Source organism: Rubidibacter lacunae KORDI 51-2 (genome assembly GCF_000473895.1).
Classification (GTDB): Bacteria; Cyanobacteriota; Cyanobacteriia; order Cyanobacteriales; family Rubidibacteraceae; genus Rubidibacter; species Rubidibacter lacunae.
Window position 1 is genome coordinate 189,566 of record NZ_ASSJ01000049.1, and the last position, 24,058, is coordinate 213,623.

The window sequence follows — 24,058 nt, forward strand, 5'->3', positions numbered from 1 at the left end:
TCACTTGAATTGTGCGGGTATCTTATCTGTGGGAAATAATTTGTGCGATAGAAAGCCTTTGAATTTTTTATGAAAAACATTTTGAGGCAAACTTTCCAGAGCAATTTGAGCGGAATTTAGAGAATTAGGGTGACGAAAATGACCAGACTTATCATTGACCCAGACAATCTTTCCACCCTTGAGGTATACCTCCCCAGCCCCTAAAACTTTTGGGTTTTTACCACCAATCAAAGTTGGATGAGGAAGTCCTTTTGGAAAATCACTACTCCGTCCCCGAGTACCAATGATGAAGTTGCCAGATTCGTCAATTACGTAAGTGAATCTTCCTGTAGTTTGTTTACTGAAGATCTTGCCACCAGGAGTTACTACGTCAGGTAATACTCTAGCACTTGGATTTCTTACATACACCCTGTTATCAGGATCTACAAAAGCATTTTTACTAAGATCTCCTTCAAAATGTCCGTAAACTACGCCTCTAGGCTCGTACGCTCCCCTGCTTAGATCGGTTAACAAGCCAGCAATTGGAGCAGCTTTTGACAGAAGGGCAGTACTCTCCCTCGTCCCTGCCAAGGAGAGACCGAAACCTCGGGCTGAGCTAACTTGGAGAAGACCATCATCACCTATAGCCAATACTCTTGGGAGTGGAGTGAGAATGTCATCTACTATCTCTGCCGATACAACCTCGACATCGATGATTGAGCCCCCCGACCCTCCCACTGTCTGGTTAAAGCGGGTCGAACTTCCTCCGAAGCTCTGAGCGAGGTTGTTTATTCCGCCGATCGTGTTGTTCCCGATATTGCGGAAGAGTCCTTTAACGTTGCTAGCCCGCGCACCAAAGCTACTGCCGCCAGGCAACACGTTTCTACCTGCAGGGCTTAACGCTGTTGATAATGTGCCACCTTTGGCGAAGGGTGCTAGCGTGCCAATAGCAGAGATGCCAATGTTAAATGAACTTGTGAGAGGTCGATTCTCGAAATCGCTATTGAGGACGGCACTGGTTGTTGTGAAAACACCCAGGCCCACACCTGCAACCGAGACGGTCACTGGCGCTGCAGCAAAGGCTGCCGCACCGATAACTGCTCCGCCAGCACCTATGAGGCCAGACTGAAGTAATGCTCCAGGTTGAAACTCGTCTTGACTTCCCTCTGCTAAAGCCAGAACTTGCTGGGTGGCACTGATGCCGACACCAGCCAGTGCACCAACAAGAGCAACAACAGCGAGGCCAGCTATGATGGCAAACTCGCCACTCGGGTCCACGAAGTTGGTGGGGCTATTACCGACGTAACGATAGAGATTTGTATCGCCAGCATCGAAGCTGATGGGATCGGTGGAAAGGAAGCGCCCGATCGCCACATCATAGTACCGCGCCCGATTGTATTGCAGCCCAGTTTCCCGATCGCGATCGCGCCCAGTAAACCCATAGTGAAAATCGACACTGGGGTCTAGCTCTGCAGTGACGTTCCCGAAGCTGTCGTAAGTGAGCTTGTTGAGGATGGTGCCATCGTTGCTGACGACGTATTCCAAAGAGTTGAGGTGGTTGGTCAGCGCCCACTTGACCGCTTCACCGACCTCTTCCTGCGCCAGAATCTGGTCGATCGCCGGTCCGTGCAAATACCGCTCGACGAGAACATCAGCACCATCGAACGCGAGGTAGAGGTCGTCGCCGTCGTAAACGTAGCGCTCGACTTCTGCTGACAGCAAACCGTCACCGTCGAGGTCGTAGACTTTCTCGATGCGGCGATTGTAGACGTCGTAGGTGTACTCGGCTCGACTGGTGGTGATGCGATCGATCTCTTTCCCTTGAGTGGTCAATACGGGAACACTTGTCTCTACGGAAACGAGTCGATTGCGGAAGTCCCATTCGTATTCGGTGATTTCTCCTGAGGCGATCGCCGTGCGACGAATGCGATTGCCCTCGTCATCGTACTCGTAGGTGTAGGTCCCGTCTGAGAGCAGGCGGTTGTCGCCACCAGTCTCGTAACCGGTATTGGTGCGGTTGCCGTTGCTATCGTAGCGATACGCCTCATCATCTTGGTAGTTGTAGTTTGCTGAGGTCAGTTGGTCGGTTTGGTCGTAGTTGTAGGTTGCCGTACCGTCTGGGGTGCTCAGTTTCGTTAGGCGATCGCCGGCGTCGTAGTCGAAGCTGTAACTGGCAATGCTGCCGTGAGTCAGCTCGGTTAGGCGTCCTCGGTTGTCGAAGTCATAGTCGCTGGTGAGGATTGACCCACCGCCGCTCGAGCTGTTGTAGCGTTTGATGGTATCGAGCTGGCTCGCTGCGTCATAAGTGAACTCGACTCGCTTGTCGACAACACCACGCCCGCTCTGAGCTATGCTCGTGACTCGGTTGAGGTCGTCGAAGGTGAACGTCTCGACGCCTCCTACATTGTCGGTGACGCTGGTGCGGTTGCCTGCTGAGTCGTAGCCATAGGTCAGGACAACATCGGGGACGTCGGGCGTCCCGGAATTATCGACCTTAGTAAGTCGTCCGTTGCTGTCGTAGGAGTAGGCGTAGTTGGAGTCGCGATCGCCCGCCGTTTTCAATTGCCCGGCAGCATCGTAGTTGTAGCTGAAGGTCCGGAGACCGTCTCGGCCAGTCCGCCACTTCTCGGCGGTGAGGCGATCGCGGTGGTCGTACTCGAAGGTGCGGACGCGTCCGTTGCGATCGGTTGCCTCAATCCGATTGCCAACCTTGTCGTACTTGTATTCTCGGGCAAGTCCCAGTTGATTGGTCTCGCTGATTAACCGATAGAGGTCGTCGTACTTGAAGGTGGTTGTGTTGGCTTGGGGGTCGGTAACGGTCAGCAGCGTGCCTTCCGCATCGTAGGTGTAGCTGGTTATTTTACCGAGCGGGTCGGTGACTGCGGTCAGCCAATCGCCGTTTGGATCGTAGTCGTAACGCGTGACGCGGTTGAGAGCATCGGTTTCTTTCGTTATGTTCCCCACCTCGTCGTAAACGCGAGTGAGCGTGGTAGTGCCGTTTTCGGAAATGCTGCCTTTTTCGACAATGCCGGTCAGACGATCGAGGGCGTCGTATTGGTAGTTCGTAATGCGGCTGAGTTCGTCGGTGACGCCCAGCAGATTGTCGTTACCGTCGTAGCTGTAGGTGCGCTTACCACCCTCAGCATCTTCGCTCTCTAGCAGGCGATCGCGCGCATCGAAGTACTCGATTGTGGTGTTCGAGCGCGGGTCGGTCGTGGTGACTTTGAGCAGATCGGAGGTGTCGGCGTAGGCGATCTCGGTGGCGGAGCCCGCTCCCAGCGGCGGCGTAATCTTCGTCTGCCGATTCAGCTCGTCGTACTCGTAACGAGTCGTACGATTCAGCTCGTCGGCGAACGACCCCAGGTTCCCGGCAGCATCGTAAGTGTAGCCGACGCTCTCTCCCCCAGCATACGTAACTCCCGTCAAACGGTTCAGCGCGTCGTAGTCGTAGCGGGTTTCTCGTCCCTCCTCATCTCGTTCGGAAGCGACGTTCCCCGCTGCGTCGTAAACAGTTACGAATTTTCCGTATGTAAATTCATTGTCGGCATTAATTCGGGCGGTTTGGCGATTCAGCGCGTCGTATTCGTAGCGGGTGACGATGCCGTTGCGATCGCTAACCGTCACCAGATTCCCTTCTGCGTCGTAACTGTATTGCGTCTGCCCGGCGGGATCGGTGACCTTCGTCAGGCGATCGAGCGGGTCGTAGGTATAGGTGGTGGTGCGACCCAGGCGGTCCTTAACGCTCGTAAGATTGCCTTCCCCGTCGTAGCCGTACTGGGTCTGACCGATCGCGTCGGTTGCCGACGTCACGCGGTACAAGCGGTCATATTGGTAGGTGACATCGTTGCCGTTCGGGTCCGTCATCAACGTGACGTTCCCCTCCTTGTCATATTGAAAGGTAGTGGTGTAAGTGCTGTCGCCGACTTTCTCGCTGCGACTGACCTCGCGATAGAGTTTGTCGTAACCCGTATCGACTTGCGCGCCCAACGGACCCGTGACTCGCATGGAATGGCCCTCTGAGTGGCTCAAGTCATGCTCGATCTCGGTCAAACGACCTGCCGGATCGGTTATCCCGACAACACGATTGAGGGCGTCGTAAGTGTAAGTGGTGACGCGATCGCTATCCTCCCCCGGTTCGGTCAGGGCAAGCAAGTTGCCTTCGGGGTCGTAATTGTATTCCGTGCGATATTTAACGTTGCTTCCATCCGCCTCGGTTACTGCAGCCAGTTGGTAGAGGGCATCGTATTCGTAAGTCGTCTTATTACCGTTACCGTCCGTAGCGCTGACGAGGTTGCCCACTGTGTCGTAGCTCCGGGTGGCGGTGGAGCCCAGCGGAGCGGAGATTCGAATCAGACGATTGCGCGCGTCGTAGCTGTAGCTGGTTGTGTTGTTGCGGCGATCCGTGACCCCGGTCAGGTTGCCAGCCGGGTCGTACTCGTAACGGACGGTCGCGCCCCCCCCACCATTGACCGTCTCCTGCACCAGGCGATTCCGCTGGTCGTAGGTGTAGGTTGTGATGTCGCCATTGCGGTCCGTAACTTGGATGAGGTTGCCGGGAAAGTCGTAATCGTAGGTTGTGGAGCTCGAGCCCCCACCTTCGGTCGCGACGCGCAGGCGGTCTAGGTCGTCGTACTCGTATCTGGCGACGGTGCCGTTGCGGTCTTTAACGCTAGTTAAATTGCCCGCGAGGTCGTAGCTATAAGTGGTGGAATTGCCGAAAGCATCGGTTTCTTCCGTCAGCCAGCCTCGGCAGTGGTCGTATTCGTACTCGGTGACGTATCCGAGGCGATCGTTGACGGACGCGACGCGATCGTCTGAGGTGTAGGTGTAGGTCGTGACCCCGCCCTCGGCGTCGGTGACCGTGGTGAGACGATCGCGATCGTCGTACGCGTATGTAGTAGTATTGCCGTTGCCGTCCGTCATGCTGATGAGGTTGTCTTCCTCATCGTATCGGTACTCAGATGTACGCGGGCCGTTGATGACCTTCTTCAAGCGACTGAGCGAGTCATAAACTTGCTCGGTTGTTCGCCGTTCCGGGTCCGTAACCCGTGTAAGGTTGCCCGCCGCATCGTACTGGTAAGTCACCTTCGCCGACCCCGGCAGCGTCACGCCGACCAACCGGTTCAGTTCGTCATAGTCGTAACTCGTCGTGTTGCCCCGCTCGTCTACCGCCGAAATGCGGTTGCCTGCGTCATCGTAGACAAATGTCTGACTCGCGCCATCGGCAAATTCAATTTGGCTGACCAAACCGCGATCGTTGTACGAGTATGTCTGCGAACCTCCCGGCTCCGTAACCTTTAACAAGAGCCCTTTCGAGTCATAGGTATACGCCGTTTCGATGTCGCCGTAATCATCTGTCAAGCGCGTTTCTGTGATGACATTGCCGCGCTCGTCGAGGTCGTACTCGACAACTCGTCCCAACTCATCAACGCTGCGAATGACCTGGTTGAACGTCTCGTCATAGGTAAGCCGTACCAGCGTTTGCCCCGACACAGGCAGCCCAAGCTCTTCGATCGAGTTGCTGCTATTGCTCAGCACCGTCAGGCTACCGATACGACCGTCACTCTCCAGTGCGTTCCCAAAACCGATCGCGTCCGGGAAGCGATCGCCAACCAAGTCCGCCGCCACCCATGCAAAATTCGATGTCGATGCCGCCGCTCCCAACAACGTGCGGAAGCTGCCATCACCATTACCGACAGCGACCGAAATACCGTTGTCGTTGGTGATGACGAAATCGTCGATACCATCGTCGTTAATATCTGCAACCGATATGTTTTGCAAATCGAGCCCAGACGGCAACTGGAAGGGAGCGATCGTCGCGAATGGTTCTTCCCCGGAGGCGTTTTCGCCCTGATTGAACAGCGCGATGCTTAGCAGTTCTCCCAAAATCGGGGCGGGTTCTTCGTCTGAATCGGGAGGCGTCGGTTCGGTCCGCGGCGTTGCTTCCTGCCGCCCGAGGATCAGAAGATCGTCAAGGTCGTCGCCGCTAAGATCGATCGCGAGACTGTCGCCGAGGTAGGTGCCCAGCTCCTCAGACGTTGCCCCGCTGAAGCCTCCCGTACTGTAACCACTCAGCAACACTAGATGTCCTCGACGCTCGACCTCTCCTTCATCGCTCCCTTCTTCATAGCGATTCAGGGTCAGCACGAGATCTTGTTTCTCATCGCCATCGAAGTCGATTGGTTGCACGGAAGTCGCGACAAATGTTGCTGCCGGGCTTAAAAGGCCCCCACCCGTTGTCGTAGGTGTACGCGAATCTGTATCAAAGCCGCCGCTGCCGTTCCCAGAAAGTATCCAAACTTCCCCGACATCTGAAAGAGCGACTAGATCGAGATTGCCGTCGCCCGTGAAGTCTGCCAACGCCTCCAAGCGAATCGACTGTTCCTCGGGCTGACCCGTCCCCAACATGGAAATGACCGGCTTGGCATTCGGACCGTCGATCGTCACCACGCGATCGTGCACGCCTTCCCGCCGCGAATCCATATCGAGGATAAGGCTGGGATTGGAGTCAGATGCGTCGCCACCCAAGTCGGCAGCTGCAAACAGCCTCAGGCTGACATCAGGGCCCCCGAGTTCGATCTCTTCTCCACTTTCATCGGTGTAGATGGTTGAAATATCCTGCGAGGTTTTATTGAAGCCAGAGCTCGTATTGAAGAGCCAAGTTAAGGTTTGGTGGGGCTCGTAGTCCGGCTGCGAATCGCTCAGAACCACGATATCAGCGTCGCCATCGCCATCGAGGTCTTCCCCAAGCAAGGCACCCTGCAGCGGTCCGCGCGGCAACTCGAACCGCTTGACTTGGTTCCCAACGGACCACGTTCCATCCGAAACGCTGCCGTAGAACACGACGATCGCGCGATCGCGCACTCCCTCCTCGACCAAATCGCGTGCCGAGATAATTGCCGCGACATCGATCGCGCCGTCGGCATTAAAGTCGATGGCAGCGATTTCCTCGCTGTCGAAGCGCGGCTCGCTCTCCGCAGGCAGACCCATCAGCGTATCGAGACGGTATGTTCCCTCATCAGACCCCGGTGTAGGCTCCGCAACTATCTCAAAGTCGATTTCCCCTTCCTCGCACTTCGTCAAGTGGACGGCAACCAGATTGCCGCGATCGTCGTACTCCATCGTCCGGAGATTTCCTATTTCATCCACTGACTGCAATAGCAAGTGGTCCCCATCGCGCAGCATTTGTTCCTGGAGACCGGCATCATCCCGTGCGTCTTGGAGCTGTCCGGCACGATCGAGCTGATAGATCGTGGTGTCGCCGGAGGGATCCACGATCTTGGCGGTGGGTCGCGCGTAAAGAGCTGCCGATGGCGTTTCGTCGGAATTCCCAGTCCCTGCCTCGTCCTTGATGAGTCCTGCTAACTGCGTTAGCTCCACCGTCCAAGTCCCCGAGTCTTCATCCTCAGCAGCACCGCCGCCTCGCTTCACTGAGATGAGCCGTCCGGCTTCGTTGTAAGTGAAGGTGCTCTTGTTGCCGAGCTTGCCGGTCTCGCTGATAATCAGGTGGTTTTCGTCATAAGACCACTCTTTCTGAGCAGAGGTCGTGAAACTGCTACTTGAACCGGGATCGACGACATTCTTGAGATTGCCCTCCTCGTCCAAAACCAGTTTCGTGACGCGACCGGCCGGATCGGTTATCTCAACTTCAGCTTCGCTGAAAATAAAGCTGGTAGACAGTCCCACTGGATCGGTTATCGACTCAATGCGACCCTCGCTGTCGTAGCTGTAGGTGGTTGCATTGCCATTGCGATCGCGAATTTCCACCAGCAGGTAGCGCTTGACCTCCTCCTCGTCAACAAACTCCTGAAACTCGTAAACCGTTCGATCCTTAAGCGTACGGAGATACCGATAGCTGTCGCCCTCATCCTTAACGCGCACCAACTCCGAGAAGTCGCCGGCAGGGGAGACATATTTTGCCCCCTCAGCCGGATCGTCATCCGTTGCCAGCGTTCGGAACAGCATCTCCGTCCCGTCGCCATCCACCAGCATCGCCGCGCCGCCACTGACGATTAGCTCTTGCAAACCGGCGATGCCCCAGCCGCTGCCGAAAGGACTGTCTGAGCCATTGACCACCAGCAACTCGCCGCGATCGAGCAAGGCATTCCCCTGCAGCTCCCGGTTCTCATTGAAGTTGTAAATCCCGCCCTTGAGGAAATATTGATACCGCCCGCTCGGCAAGTCGCTCAGGTCTGCCTGCAACGCAAAACTGACTCCGAGCGGTCCATCGACCAACCCAGGATCGCTCTCCTCGGGATCGATCTCCGGCAATGTCCAGACATTGGCTCCGGCATCGAGTCCGTATTCCTCAGCATTCGACCCGGGTACCCGATACGCTGCATCCCCAGAGACCAAGTCCAGGAAAGCAACTGCCCGCAATTTATGGCTACCGTAAGCATCCAGCTCGCCTTGGGAGATCGCGTAACCGCCGTGAACGATCGGACGCGGGTCGGCGCGCAACGAATCGTAAACCAAACTCAGTCCGCGCGTGGCACCCATAGATTGATAGGTAACCAAATCGTGGCGGGTCCCGATCGCGCCCGAATGCAGCTCCACTTCTGCTGCACCCAGCTCGATCGTGGTGGGACGCTCGTTGCCTTCTAGTTGCTGGTTGTAGCGATGGTTCGCGATCGTCGAGAATACGGGGGCATTCGCGACGATCGCGTCGGTTACCCGCAGCCGACCGGACTGCTCGTCCAGGAAGGATACGTTATCCAAGAAGATCTGCGAATCCCCGCTCAACTCCACCTCAAAGGTCAACGTTGCGACCCGTCCGCGCCACGACTCGGGAACGAGTGCACGGAACGGCTCCATTCCAAAGGTGAAGGTGGGCAGGTCCGCCTTGTACAGCGTAATGGTGTCGCGCTCGCCGTCCGGGCCTGCTTCCTCCAAGCTGACAGTCAGCGTGCCCGGCGACTCCGGCAAGCCATAGCGATCGCTTACCGCGAGGTCGAAGCTCAGCACCTCTTCATCGGGAACGATAAAGCGATTGTGCGTAATCGCCGTCAGATCGGAGTCAAAACGCAGCGCGTAGTTGCCCTCCCCAAAGGGATAGACCGCCAACCCTTCAGCGATCGCGTCCTCATCCGTGCGACCGTTGTGGAACGACCATCCCGGCAACGCATCGCTTGCCACCAATCGTCGGAGTGCCTCAATATCGATGGGCAACTCGTTGAGGCGATCGTAAACGTTGGACCCGGCATCGAAGTTGCCGTTGAACAAGCTTGGAATCGCAGCGTCTCCGCGTTGGACCGTTTCGTAGGTGTTGTCGAAGGTGACAGGAACATCCGAGTTGGGGTTAGTGGGGCGATCCCCGCCGCCTAGCACCGAGTAAGACCACCCCGTGCCAATTCCTTCCCACGGCAGCTCGCCGGGGCTGACGCTATCCGCAAGCGAGTCCGCCAAATACCAAGGCGTCGTTGTTTCCGAGCCGAAGAACTCCGTGCGCGCGCGATCGACCAAGCGGCGGAAAATTGGACTGCCGGCCAATTCCTCGGCGCTGAGATCTAGCGTGCCGGCGTACCAAGCCAGCAGCTGAGCTTCGAGAGCGTTCTCGCCCCAGCCCACCCGCGAGCCGAGATTCACTTCCAGGTCGTGCGGACCGACTCCTGTATCGGGGTCGATATAGGAGAACCACCCCGGCGCATCGCTGTCGGAATTGGGATGCGTGACGTAATACGCATCGGCGAAGGTGACACCATCCCACACTCGAACCGGCGGCTCGAGGTAGAGTTCGGTTTCTCCAGCCGCGATGACAGAATCGGCAGCGTCCCCACTCGTCACTTCTGAAGACGCGCCGCCTAGCGCGAAAAGCAGTTCCTGAAGGTGGTTTTGAATGCGCGATCGAGGGTTGTCGGTGTGTCCGAGCTGCAGCGTCGTCATCTGGATATCGCGACGGGCCGGGTCGCTACCGCCTGCGTCTGGATAGAAGGTCAAGATCCGCTGGATCAACTCGCTGTTGACGACAGTACTGCGACCCTCGCCAATGAAGTGCAGCGGCGACTTGAACAGCGGCCCCAACTCGCCCAGCTGGGTAGCTTCACCATCCGCACCGAGATCGAGTTCGACCAACGCTGCGAAGAATGCGTCAGCCGCGGCCTCGCTGAAACCTCCATCGGGAATCAGAGATTCGAGGTCGTCCCCCCACGGCATCACTAGCACGACGGGGCGACCGGCATAGGTCTCGAAGAGGGCACTGGGCGCGATCTCCCCAATTGCCACGTCCGAGTCTGCCGCTAGTTCCTCCCACCGACCGTCATCGGGTCGGTAGCGCAGGACGATGCCCTCACCGCCCGCTCGCGCGACCTGATGGGCGATCGTGTAAATAGCCTCTGAGCTTTCCCCGCTGCCGTGGCGGTTGGGAATCAACGTAGCGCTGAGGAAAGACTGCGAGTCAATCTGAGGCGATGAAGACTGGCTGTCAATCTGAGGCGATGAGGACTGGCTGTCAATCTGAGGCGATGGCGATGCAACTTCAAACGACCCGACATCGTAGGTAGTTTGCCCGCGATCGTCGATGCCGCGAACGCCGATCCAGTATGTCTGGCCGGGAGTGAGATGTAAGCGTTCCGAGTCGAGGGGGATATTGCGGATATCTCGGTCGAAACCGCTAAGGATCGCGTTGCTGTCCCAACCATTATTAGGCGTCCAACTAGCAGTCAGAATGCGGTTGGGGTTGAAGTCGCGGAAGCCTTTCCAATCCTCACTCAGCAAGTCAGCAGCTTGCTGTTGAGACAAGCCAAACTCGGGGTTGACGCTCGGGCGATCCCACGGGAACAATCCCTCGCCCGGACCAAAGGCACTGATAAAAAGGTCGACCTCCTCAACGCGTTCCGTGGAAAGACCGTAGGACAGGTTAATGGTGGGTGTTGTCGCCTCAACAGTCGGCAATGTCTCGATTTGCAGCCAGTTAGCGATCGCGTCCATGTCGCGGAAACCTTGGCCCAAATTTGGAATGGGACCGTTCCCAGGACCGTCAGCACCGTAAGTGTGTTTGACTGATTTCGATGACGCACCGGGCGCGATCGTCCCTTGAGATATCGTCGAGCCATCACCCCAGTCGATGGTGTAGTTGAGTTCCTTATCCGAGTTCGGATCGGTAGCTTTAATAACCAGATTCATCGCCCGGCCGGCTACGGGTACTGAACCAACCGAGAGTTCTAGAGTCGGGGCAAGATTGATGACCGAGACGGTAAAGGTTTCGGTGAATATCTCGCCGTCAGCGGTGGTTACCCTCAAGCGGGCCGTGTAGTTGCCATTAGCTTTGTATTCGTGTGAGACATCCCCATTTGCTTCCGTCGATGCCGAGCTACCATCACCGAAATCCCAGTGATATTCCGTCGTATCTTCATAGCGACCGGCTTCAAACTTGACCGTGCCACCTTCTGCGATTGAGGCGTGCTCCCCAGCAGTGATGCTGCCATATGAAGGGGCAGTGCTAGCTGTTGCTCCAGATTGGTAAGTTGGTTCGGGTAAGGTATCGAGGACAAAGCTGTCGCCATCATCATGGTCGACAGTGATGACCAGATTGCCGCGAGCAACGCCCCCGTCACCATCTTCAACTCGTACCGTAGCGGTATAGGTTGAGTGAGTGACTCGAAGTCCATACGTATACTGTCCGCGTACGGGGTCGCCCTCGAGAATCGGGTAGCTACCGCGAACGTCAATTTCGGGATAAACCAAGTCGTTGATGGGAAACTCTTCAAGTTCCGGCCTGAAGGTGCCGAATTCGGATTCGTTTTTCAGCTCCTCGATCCCATCCTTAATGCGATTGACATCAAAGATATGGGTGCCACCGCCTTCACCGAACGTGGAGGATGCATACAAGAACCGATCGTCGGGGCTGAGGTGGAGATCGAGGATGTAACTCCCAGGAACCGGGCGGGTCGCGGCAACTAGCTTCGGACCGTCGTTTAGACCCAGTGGGTCTTCAATGATGCCGACATTACTGCCAAAACGAGGGTCGTTCGGATCGCGACTGGGTAGGCCTAGTCGCGGAATATTAAAGGAAGCAACGAAAGCATAGCTCAGGTCGCTGGTAACGGCGACAGCATAGGCATTGTTGACGTCAAGCCAGTCAATGGATCTTCCTAGTATGAGGTCGGCAGTAACGCTGACGCTGGCAGAGAAGTTATTGGGGTCGTCGTTGTCGATCGCGATCGTTCCAAAGCCGTCTTTGTCGTGGAGGTGATGGGTATAGACAATTCGACTGGGATCGGACGTTGCGCTCACGCCGGTAATCCCCGACTCGATGGGGCTGCCAGTGGGAATACTGCCAATTTGCTCGTGCCAGCGTCTGGAATTGGGGCTCGTTGCATCTACCGGACGATCGCGCGGGTCGATGTTGACAACAAGCACGTGGCTTTGACCGCCATTGTCCTTTCGAGCAAACAGCCTTCGCTCGGGTGCGGCAAGGTAGAGTCGCCGACCTTGAGGGTCGATGTCAATTTTGTTCAGTCCCTGCGGTGCCGGATCGACGGCAATGGTCTGAACGTGTTGGTTGTATCGTTCGGAGAACGGGTCGATGTCGATGACATAAACCGCACCCCGAGCCTTATCGGCAACGTAAGCGTAGCGATCGTAAGGATCGATCTCGATGTCGGCCGGTTGGGCACCAGGCGGGAGGTCGATAAAATCCAGAGTAGCCGTATCGGGTACGGTATCGACTTGGCGGAACACCACCATGTCAACTAGGGCAATGCGTCCGGAACCCGACAGCGAAACATAAGCGCGATCGCCGCGATGAGTAGCCGCAACGCCCATCGGACCGTCGTCGTAGTCATCACCATCACCAACAGGGATGGCAGCTATGCGCTCGAAAGTGTTGCTGTTGATGACCTCAATGGAGTCGGGTTCGCGGACGGCTCCGAGGATATAATTTCCTTCTGGAGCGATCGCGATCCCGTTACTGCGAAACTCAATGGGGTCGACGTCGGGAGAACCCGGCGCTACGTTGACCTGCTCGAAACGCACGACCTCGATTTTGTCGACCGTTCCTAGCGTTACCTCAGGTGGGATAGCAACCTCAACTCGCTCGGCATCTGCACTCGAGACGTCCACGCGATAAGCTGTTTCACCCAGATAGAAATCAACTGCTGTGAGCTCCGAAGTACCGGTCGTGAAGTTGCCGCCTTCGAGTAAGACGAACGGATCCGCATTCTCGGGGAACTCCAGTCTTGCAGAGGTGATTCCCGGTTTTGTATTGGCGTCTTGAGTCGGTGCAACAGAATTACCACCGGGTACTATCACCTGTGGAATGCCCGCAGGGTCGAGCTGTACGCCCAGATTAGTGGTAACGGGCAATCCTACGCTCGAAACCTCGAGTAACGTCACTTCTCGTAGGTCTGCGATTTGGGTCCAGAAGTAGCCCAGAGGAATAAACGGCGAAAGCGACATCGCCAAACCATGGCCGATAAACATCAACGAGTAATCGACAGTAATGGGTCGAGTCACCGAAAGCTTGCCCTCAACAAGCGTCTGATGCGGTCTGAAGAGTGCATGGCGTCCGGCATATTTGATCCCAGGATAAGGAGGCGATTGGGTACGGATCTTGTTGTCCTCTCCCACCACAGCGACTTCCTCCTGCAGCCAAGCTAGTTGCGTTTCACCGAGGTTTTGCGGGTCGGGAAGCATAGCTTCGCGCATGATGACGACGGGATCCCCGGGGCTGAGTCCATCAGGAGCTGGGAACACAAACTGCGCGCGCTCCTCCAGGACGCGATCGCCAAAGTCTAGAGCAAAGCCGCCATAGAATGTGAAGCCTACATTCTCCGCCAGACCTAGATCGACTAAAAAGTCACTTTCATCAATTGACTCGAAACTGACATCCACAGTCTCGTTCAATGCTCCTGGGGGTAGCAACAGGATAGAACCATCATCAGCAGCAATCGCGCCGCCCTCAGCACCGAGCTCTGCCCCACTCGTCTGAGCTGTCTCAACCGTAACGGGAACTGTGACCTCAGCCGCCCCCAGAACCACCGTCACCGCAGCTGTCCCCTCTGCTGTAGCAGCAACTTTCCCGTCATCATCTACTGTGACGATCGCCTCATTCGTGCTGAAGAAGCGTGCCGTCTCGGGCAACAGCATCAGCTCCTCGTTCTCGAAGGCGGGATTGGCGATGTCGAGATAGAGTTGTCGGCTTTCCCCGGCAACCAAGGTGATGGCATCGGGATAGAGATCGAAGCCCAGAATACCCGCTAAGACGATGTCGAGATCTGCTTGCGTAGAATCGGCATCGATCGTCTGCAGGGGCGACCCCACTTGCACTACAGTTACTGCTTCTACGCCATCGCGAGCTACACTCAGGAGCGACGTTCCGTCAGCGAGCGCGGCGATCGTACCCGGCAACACCATTGCTGCAGCATCGGGGTTGTCGGACTCCCAACTTAAATACCCGGCCGGTAGCGGGACGTCCTGCCGATCCGCAAAGTCTCCCACCACTTCCAAGGTGACGCGATCGCCCACTTGCAGCTGAGGGTTCTGATTGACAACGAACTCCAGATTCATCAACGGCTCGTCACTGACCTCAACCGCGACCAGGACTGGCTCGGAAACGGAGTAACCGTCGTCGGCAAGAATCTCAAAGCTGGCATTGCCGGCATAGTCCGGATCGGGGAGGAAGAGTGCAGCCCGTCCGTCTGAGGATAGCCGTACGCTGCCGTTGACGGGATTGCGAACGCGATAGAAGAGGCGATCGCCCTCGGGGTCGCTCAACAGCTCGCCCAGCGGCAGTTCGACTTCCAATTCTTCATAAGTGGAAATTGTTAAGTCGTTTCCAACTGGTGGGCGGTTGGTGGCAAAACCAAAGTTCCCCTGTAGAAGTCGGGCATCGGCAGTGTTGATACTACCGTTGCGGTCCACGTCAAAATTGAAGGGGCGATCGGGCTCACTGGCATTGCCACCGCTCAAAGCAGTTGCCAACAACCCACTATCTACACCATTGACATCACCGTCGCGGTTGATGTCTCCAGCAATACCGAGCTGCAGGCTGAAAGCACCTTCGCTTACACCGCTGACTTCAAGAAGGTGTAAGCCAGCAGTATCGAGAGCAAACAAGCCAAATACTCGCTCGGCTGAGGTCTCGATGGCCAAAGGCGCAGAGTCGTTAAGCAATATGATGCTTGGAACATCACCATTCGCCGTAATGGTTGTTAGCTCCACACTCAGCCAGACCACACCCGTTGCCGTAGCGTTCAGCTCGGATTGATGCAGGCTGAGGGCGTAACGCTTCGTTTCCCCGTCGGAGAAGTTGACCCTCGTGGGTTGCGCGACGAACTGGTGGGCGCTGCCCAAGTCAGCCGCGATCGCCTCGATGTCGTATGTAGGGTTCGGCGGAGCCCCTGATGAGCCTGTAAGATTCATCGAGGACGCACGAGCAATGCTGTTACCGGTTTCTTGCTCCGAAGGAGAAGCGGTATCGCTAACGAGCGCAGCTGTAGGTCCTTCTGGGAATGCGGAAGATTGGCTGGCGACTTCAAGGTCAAAACGGGCAACCACGTCGTTAAAGTCTCGGTCGCCCAGACGCCAGAGGTCTTCAATGTAGAGTTGCCCGCCCAGTCGTGCAATATGATCGACTCTGTCGGGGTTCGCCCCGACCGTACTGAAAAACACCAGCGGTCCTTTACCCTTACGATTTTTCGGGTTCTTCGCCAACACCTCAGCTGCCGTTGCGTCTTGCCCGAGATAGAAGTTGTAGTAGCTGTTCCCCGCCACTTCGAAGTCAACTTGCGTACCGGACGCTACATCGGACGTGAAGGCGGGTTGCGCGCGCCGCAGGGCCGCCGCTGCATAGCCCGGCGCGTCTGGAGCGATGCCATCGATGCGACCGAGCGCATCATCGACCGGAATGAGACCGAGTTCGTTTTCGTAAGCTGCCCGACGGCTCTGGAAGGTCAGGGACAGCGTCACGCGGTCGTTTTCCGTGCCGGGCGTTTTGAACACCGGCTGCTGCAATGGCAGCCAATTTGGAGCCGGGGGAGCCACATCCGTCGTGCTCGTCCCGACCGCGACCACAAAGTCATCAAAATCGCGATCGTCCTTGGGATAGGCCGTCTCCGCGTTCAGAATTATGCGACCGTCCACAACCTCAACGCGGAAATGCTCGGTGCCACCCGGGTTGGCAGCCGGTGTCGAGAAAAACACCATCGGGTGAGCTTTCCGTTTCCGCCAGACATTATCGGGATTTTTAGCAAGAACGGCGTTCGCACTTGCTTCCCGCGTCGTCAAGAAAACCAGGCGATCGCCCGCCGCAAACTCGTAATCGTCAAAGATACTGCCATCCGGTTGGAAACCGCGGAAGATGCTGAGGCGATCGCTCCGCAGGGCTGCCTGGACGTAACCGTCCTCGCCTGGCGCAATGCCATCAACACGCCCGGTGTCGTCATCGACGAGTACGACGCCGAATTCGCTTTTGGCACGCGCTGCCACCAACAACTCAAAGGCAAGCGTAGCCGACGTGCCGGGTTCCCCGACAACGGCAAATACGCCCCCTCCCAATGACGATAGCGGTGCACTGGGGTCATTTACGGTATCATCAGTGACCGCGCTCAGAAAGACGAGTTCGTAGTCGAACTGCACGCCCTCGGGGTTGGCAAACGTAAGCACCCGCTGTTCTGAGATCGCGCCCGGCTCGAGGCGATCGCCCGTCGCCAACCCCACATCCAGGTAGGGCAGTCCCTCTGAGGTCAGTCCGTCGAAGTCGCGCACTTGCACCGACAGGTCGCTGAGATTCTGCACCACCGCCAGCAGGCGATCGCCCACCTCGGAGGTGCCGTCATTGCGCGCGGCGAACTCAGCAGTCAGAATATCCGTAGCGTCGTTGAAGCTGGTGCGCCCATACTCGGTGGATAGACGGTCGCTGACATCGACGAGAGCGCCAAAGTCGATTGTCGAGTCTACCGCATTCGATGCAGGCGGACTGCCGACTTCCACCGGCGGTACGCTGTCGGGATCGGCAGTGAGGGTGATGTTGCCGATCCGGCGGACGATTGTGCCGAGGTCATCATCATTGTTGACCAGCTGGAACTGTAAGGTTGCCTGCGTACCGGGCGCGATACCGCTCAGGTTCAATTCAACCCGGCTGCGATCGCCTGCGCTACTAGGCGGGAAATAGCTTACTCCCGCTGCTGTAGCCGGCAGAACCCCCTCACTCCAATTGAAGAAACTCTGACGCTCGCGATCGTAGACGTGAACCAGCGAGTTCCCTTCGTCATCCAACAACGCCACTTCAAAGGAATCGTTGATACTTTTACCGTCCGTGAAGTCGAAATCGGGCTCGAACTCGAAGCTTAGTACCGACGACGCGATCGGTACGGTGAACTTATGGGTCAGTTCGGGATTGAAGCGGGGTTCGGCATCGGCACTGGCTTCAGCCAGTGCGGCATCGGGAAAGGTTAAACGGGTGGTCCAGGCGAGGTCAAACCGGGCAACTACGTCGTTGAAGTCTCGGTCGCCCAGACGCCAGAGGTCTTCAATGTAGAGTTGCCCGCCCAGTCGGGCAATATGATCGACTCTGTCGGGGTTCGCCCCGACCGTACTGAAAAACACCAGCGGTCCTTTACCCTTACGATTTTTCGGGTTCTTCGCCAACACCTCAGCTGCCGTTGCGTCTTGCCCGAGATAGAAGTTGTAGTAGCTGTTCCCCGCCACTTCGAAGTTAACTTGCGTACCGGAGGCTACATCGGACGTGAAGGCGGGTTGCGCGCGCCGCAGCGCTGCCGCCGCATAGCCCGGCGCATCTGGAGCGATGCCATCGATGCGACCGAGCGCATCATCGACCGGTATGAGACCGAGTTCGTTATCGTATGCTGCTCGACGGCTCTGGAAGGTCAGGGACAGCGTCACGCGGTCGTTTTCAGTACCAGGTGTTTTGAACACCGGCTGCTGCAACGGCAGCCAATTCGGAGCCGGGGGAGCCACATCCTCCGTACTCGTAACGACCGCGACCACAAAGTCACCAAAATCGCGATCGTCCTTGGGATAGGCTGTCTCCCCGTTCAGCAGCAAGCGACCGTCCACGACCTCAACGCGAAAATGCTCGGTGCCATCCGGATTGGCAGCTGGTGTTGAGAAAAACACCATCGGGTGAGCTCTCCGTTGCTGCCAGACATTATCGGGATTTTTAGCAAGAACGGCGTTCGCACTTGCTTCCCGCGTCGTCAAGAAAACCAGGCGATCGCCCGCCGCAAACTCGTAATCGTCAAAGATACTGCCATCCGGTTGGAAACCGCGGAAGATGCTGAGGCGATCGCTCCGCAGGGCTGCCTGGACGTAACCGTCCTCGCCTGGCGCAATACCATCAACCCGCCCGGTGTCGTCATCGACGAGTACGACGCCAAATTCGCTTTTGGCGCTCTTTCCCACCACCAACTCGAAGGCAAGCGGTACCGAAGTGCCGGGTTCCCCAGCAACGGCAAATACTCCCCCTCCCAATTCCGTTAGAGGTCCATTGGGGTCAGTATCGCTGATGAGCAAGACATCGTCGATGACCGCACGTGCGTCGCGCGCACCGAAGCCCAGTAAGTCGAAGTAGAGCGTTGCCAGAGTACCCGCAGCCACCCCCGTCAGGTCGATCTTCACCGTACGTGGCGTGTCGAGGGCGATCGTGTTACCGGAGGTGATTCCCGCGATCGTGATGGCATTGCTGAAGTAGGCCGTCCCGTCGTGCTGCAGGTTGAGCGTGGCGTCGGTCTGGTTCAGCTCGCTCACCGTACCAACCAGCGGCGCAAGGGTTTGGGTATTGAGCAGCGCTACCTCAAAGGCGTCCGGGGGGGCGAGGTTGCTGGTGTTGAGGTCGGCAGAGACGAGAGTGAACTGCAGCGATCGCGCGTTTTCGGGAACGAGGAAGGTATGCGTCAGGCTCGCCATATAGGGCGACTCCTCGCTCAGGACAGCCTCTTCCTCGAGCAGCGTGATGTCGCCGCGCGTTTCCCAGCCGTCGAAGCTTCCGAAATCGCCGTTGTTAATACCCAGTAGCGGACCTGCGGTCAGTGGCGCGGCAAACGCATCGAACAGCCGGCTGTTGGGATCTGCTGCCGCACGAGCGGCTCGTACGATCCGTGCGTCCAACTCAGAAGGTAAGCGTCGCACTGACGGAAGCAGCGCCGGACTCATCAGGTCGTGCGCGAACTCGTTGAGGTTCAAGTGGTTGCCATCTGGGCTCAAGGTGGCGCTGACGTCTGGTGTCGTGAAGGTCGGCACGCCATCGACTGACTCGACGTTGGCGTCGTAACCGCTCCAGCCCGCAATGAACCCGCTCAGGTGACCCAGCTCGTGCAGCAGCACGGTGAGGAGGTCGTAGCGTCCGAAGGCGTCCGAACCAGCCGAGGCTCGGAAGGCAGTCATACCAGAGGATTGCACGAATTCGCTATGGTCGGAGGGCGTGGCGTCAACGAACCAGCCTAGACCGTTGGCGTCGATGTCGATCGCCAGAGTGCCACCGTTGGGGCGTCCTTGTTCGTCGAACTTCGAAACCCGCGCTTCACCGAGGTAACCGGTCGGCAGATCTTCGACGACCAACTCGATATCAAAGGGCGTCTTCGGTTCGAGCAACGACTCCCACAACGCGATCGCTGCATCGTTGAGGTCGAGAACTGCAGATGGCTTTAACGACGAGGAATCTTGGGCGGTGTTGTCCGGCACCGACTGGAGGGAACCGGAGGTGTAGCGGTCTGCCTCTCCCGAGAGTGTATCGCTCGCTGTCTGTCCCGAGAACCGCGCCGCACTGCCGCGGTTGGCCGTCAGCGGCTCCCCTGTGGTCGATGGGCTGCGGTAGGTCACGACCTCGCCGCCGGCTGCTCCAGGCGAAGCTACAGCTAAGTTCAAGCGACCGCTGCGATCGTACCCGTAGCGATCCGATTCGCCCGCCGCTAAGTTACGCGCGGCAATCAGACGACCCGCTGGGTCGTAGGTGTAGCTGAAAGTACGGCCGTCCGGGGCGATCGCCGCCGTCACGCGACCCTCGGCATCGCGTTCGAAGCGCACAGACTCCCCACTGGCTAGATCGACGATGCCGCTGTCGCTAAAGACCAAGCGCGTGCCGTCTGGGGACAGTTGCGCCTCCAGGCCGTCGGCCACGCTCAGCTGGTATTCCGTACCGTCCAGAGCGAGCAAGGTATACTCTGCCTCTCCGAATCGGCCGCTCGCCGGATTGTACGGACGCGCCGTTGCCAACTCGTAGAAGCGGCTGCCCGCTCGCTGCAGTAGCGCCGACGCCGAACGCAAGCGGTATTCCACACCTGCATCGGCAATCCAACCCGGCGTGTAGTAGGTCAACCCCGGCAGTTGCTGCCGTTCCGGTGCGAAGGTGAAACCTGCCCGACGGCCGTCCGGCAGCGTCAAATACAGGCGGCTGCCGAAGCGGAGCGGGGCGTAGACTCCGATGTCCTCGCTCCCCGTCAATGCCACATCCGTGACGATATCTGTATCGACGCCCGCCCAGCGCCAGCCCGGGCCGAAGCTGCCCGGGAGTCCGGCGCGTTCGGCCTCGTAAACACGGGTGAAGTCAACCTCAACGCCGCCCAGTTGCGTGCGGAAGTCGGTCTCAGCGAGCTCGAACTGACCGGGCTTATTGCCGCTGTTCACCTCGAAATCCACCGTAGTGCTGGCCGCGCGATCGCCGATATCCTCCGCACGCAAGCGCAGAGTATAAAAGCCATTGGGCAGTGCAGCCAAGTCGAAGTCGGTGAGGACCCCGTTCTCGACCGGGACGGTATCGCTGGCGATCGGGCGGAAGTCGTGGCTGCCGAAGTCCGCCAGCTCCAGCGTCCAGGTATCCAAGTTGCTGTCGGCGACAGTGCCGACGATGGGCGTAGCAGCGGCGATCGGCTCCAGCCCGAAGCCCGGTGCGAAGTCGACGATCGGTGCGGCATCATCAGTGGGATCGATGACCTGCAGCACTTCCGTGACGCGACCGACGCGACCGTCGAGGTCGGTGGCAACGGCTTCGACAAGATACTGGCCCGGTGCGTCTGGGGTGTAGGTGGCGCGACCGTCGATTAGCGGCAGGTTTTGTCCGTTCGCGATCAGCTCGATGCGATCGATATCGGCGAGGCTATCGGCGATCGCCCGGATGCTAACGGTCTGCTCCGGTTGAACGGGGAAACTCGGAGTCAGCACGATTTCCACCTCAGGCACTAGCGGCTGCAGTGTGGCGCTGAAGACGACCGACGTCGTGGTGCGATCGAGTCCGTCGGAGACGGTAAAGGCGACGGTGAAGTCGCCCACCTGTCCGGGACTTGGCACCCACTCGACTGCCCCTGTTGCCGGGTCGAGGGTCGCGCCGCTCGGCAGCCCGACCGACGAGTAGGTCAGGGTGGTGTTGAGGTCGGGGTCGCTGCCGTCGAGGACGAAACCAAGGGTCTCACCGATGACGACGGAGCGCGAGCTGACGTTCAGCTCGGGTTCGCGATTGACGTTAGCGACGCTGATAAAGACGTCGCGCTGCTCGCTGAGTCCGGCCGGATCGCGGACGGCAAAAGTCAGTGTATGGTCGCCTGCTTGCTCGTAGCCGGGGGTCCAGAGGAACTGCCCGGTGCGTGTATTAAAGGTCGCACCAATTGGGATCTCGGAAACAGCTTCAAAGACCAGCGGATCGGCATCGACATCGCCACCTGCAAGGGTAAATTGCAACAGGGTGTCTTCGCGTGTGGACTGCGGCGGCAGCGGAACCAAGACGGGGGCTTGATTGACATTGGTGACTGCGATCGTCACCGTCTCGTTGCTGGCACGATTGCCATCGGTAACGCCGAGGATAACGCTGTCGTAGCTGCCGGCCTGCAGGAAGCTCGGCGTCCAAGTCAGCACGCCGGTCCGGTCGTCGAGCTGGGCATTGGCCGGCAGATTGGTGGCGGTATAGGTCAGCGCGTCGCCATCGGGATCGCTGGCGGGGAGTTGGTAGGTCAACGTTTCGCCTTCGGTGGCGGCGATCGTCCCGATCGGCTCGAGCAGCGGCGCGGTGTTGTTGGCGCGGACGATGAGGGTGAGGCTCTGCGTGTCGCGAAGAACGTCGCTGGTGCCGTTACCGCTGTCGGTGACGGCGATCGCAATCGGGTAGCTGCCGATGTCGCTAGTAGTGGGCGTCCAGTCCAGCAGCGCGCGACCGTAGATGCCGCTCTCGGTTAGTGTGGCACCGGTCGGCAGTCCAGTAGCGTTGAAGGTGAGGTCGTCTTCGTCGCTGTCGCGGGCGCGGATTTCGAGCTGCAGCGGCTCGCCAACGACCGCTATGATATCGCCGAGGTAATCCAGTCGCGGCGGGTCGTTGGAGGCATCGACTGAAACGACGAAGGAGTATTCTGCGATTTGCACCGCACCGGGACCGTCGCCGTTGCCGTCATCGGCAGCCGTGACGGTAATGGTATAGTCGCCGCGATCGCTCCGACTCGGATCGACGGTGAAAGTGGCGGTACCGTCGCCGCTATCGGTAAACGTCGTGAAATCGGGAATCGGGAAGCCGGGGAGACCGCCCGCACTGAGGGTCACGGGGTCGTTGTCGGGATCGACGGCCTCGACGGTCAGGGTCAGCGCGTCGGCGCGAGTAATGGTTTGGTTCCCAACTTCAGCGATCTGGGGCGGGCGATTGACGTTGGCAACGCGAATCTGAACGGTGCCAACGTCGCTGAGGGGCGTGCCCGTGCCGTTACCATCGTCGGTTGCCGTGAAGGTGACGGCATACTCGCCCGCCGCATCGAAGTCCGGCGTCCAACTGAAGTAAAGCGTTTCGGGGTCGAACGTCGCACCGGTTGGAAGGCTGTCGGTCGCAACCGTTACGGTCGGATCGCTGCCTTCCAAGAGCGCCAGGTTGTCGTTCGTGGCGCGATCGGGCGGGACGAAACCGGGGTTGTCTGGGTCGAAGGCGAACGCGCGGAAGCGGACTGTCTGACCTTCCTGGATTTGCCAAGTCGTCAGCGCATCGAACTCTGGCGCGGCGTTGACATTAAGCACCTCGATCGCGACCGTTTGTTCGGTGGCGGACGCACCGTCAGTAACGCTGAAGGGAATTTCGTAAGTGCCGGCTTCGAAGAACTGGGGCGTCCACTCGAAGATACCCGTGCGCGGGTCGAGCTGACCGCCTGGCAGCAACTGACTGGAGTAGGTGAGCTCGTCCCCCTCGGGGTCGGACGCTTGCAGGCGCAGTCGCACCAACTCGCCCTCGCGGACCGTGCGTGCGGGCAGCGGCAGTAGCTCGGGAGCTTGATTCGTCGGTGCAATGCGTAGCTTCGTAGAATTACTAGTTGTTTGCAAGCCGTCGCCGACCGTGAAGGTCACGTCGTAGATCCCCGCTGCCGTGAAGCCCGGCACCCAGGCGAGCACGCGCGTCTCGGGGTCGAAGCTTGCTCCCGGCGGCAGTCCATCTACCCAGACACTCAGCCGATCGCCATCGGGGTCGCTGACAGCAATGGGTAATTCCAGTAGCACGTCTTCGCGACCGCGAATTTCCTCCGGCAGGGGCGCGATCGCTGGTGCCCGGTTCCCGCCCTCAACCACCAGCGTGTAAGTTTGCTCGCCGCGTCCGCCGCGCGTATCGAAGGTGTAAATCGTCACCGCGCTCGTTGCCGGGCTGTCTGCCGTTGGCTCCCAGGTGACGAGTCCCGTGCTTGCATCCACGCTCAAGCCCTCGGGACCGTCGTAAAGCAGGTAACTCAGTCCGATACCGTCGGGGTCGCTTGCCACCGCTTGATATGTGTAGTGCTCGCCTGCAGTCGCCTCGGTTGTCGGTTCCGACTCAAAGATCGGCGCGGCATTGGGGTAGGGCAGTGTGAAGATGCCTGGGTCGAAGTCCAGACGGAGTCCCTCGGGATTGTCGAAGGTGAGCGTGCGAGCGCCGACGCGCTCGCCCGGCGACAGGATGCCGTCGGGAAGCTCCTGACTGAGATCGAGTAGGTAGAGTTCGCGATCGCGGCCCGCCCCCTGCGGTGCGCCCGCGGTGTAGCCGCTGGGCTCCAACAGCAACCGCAGCGGCACGCGGATGTCGTACTCGACGATGTTGGTCAGCGAGACGTTGTAGGAAACCGTTTGCGTGGCGCGATCGCTACGCGGGTCGCTGAACTCCAGCTCGACCTGCGACAAGAAATCCGATAGCGCC

At 58.4% G+C, this 24,058-nt stretch carries 1 protein-coding gene (only partly in view); it reads right to left on the minus strand.

Annotation, left to right across the window (positions count from 1 at the left end):
• Positions 1 to 24,058: the 3' portion of a CARDB domain-containing protein gene (locus tag KR51_RS19620; RefSeq protein WP_022607089.1), read on the minus strand. It continues 16,130 nt past the right edge of the window; the window shows 24,058 of its 40,188 coding nt (coding positions 16,131-40,188); the start codon falls outside the window, past its right edge; it ends in the stop codon at positions 1 to 3.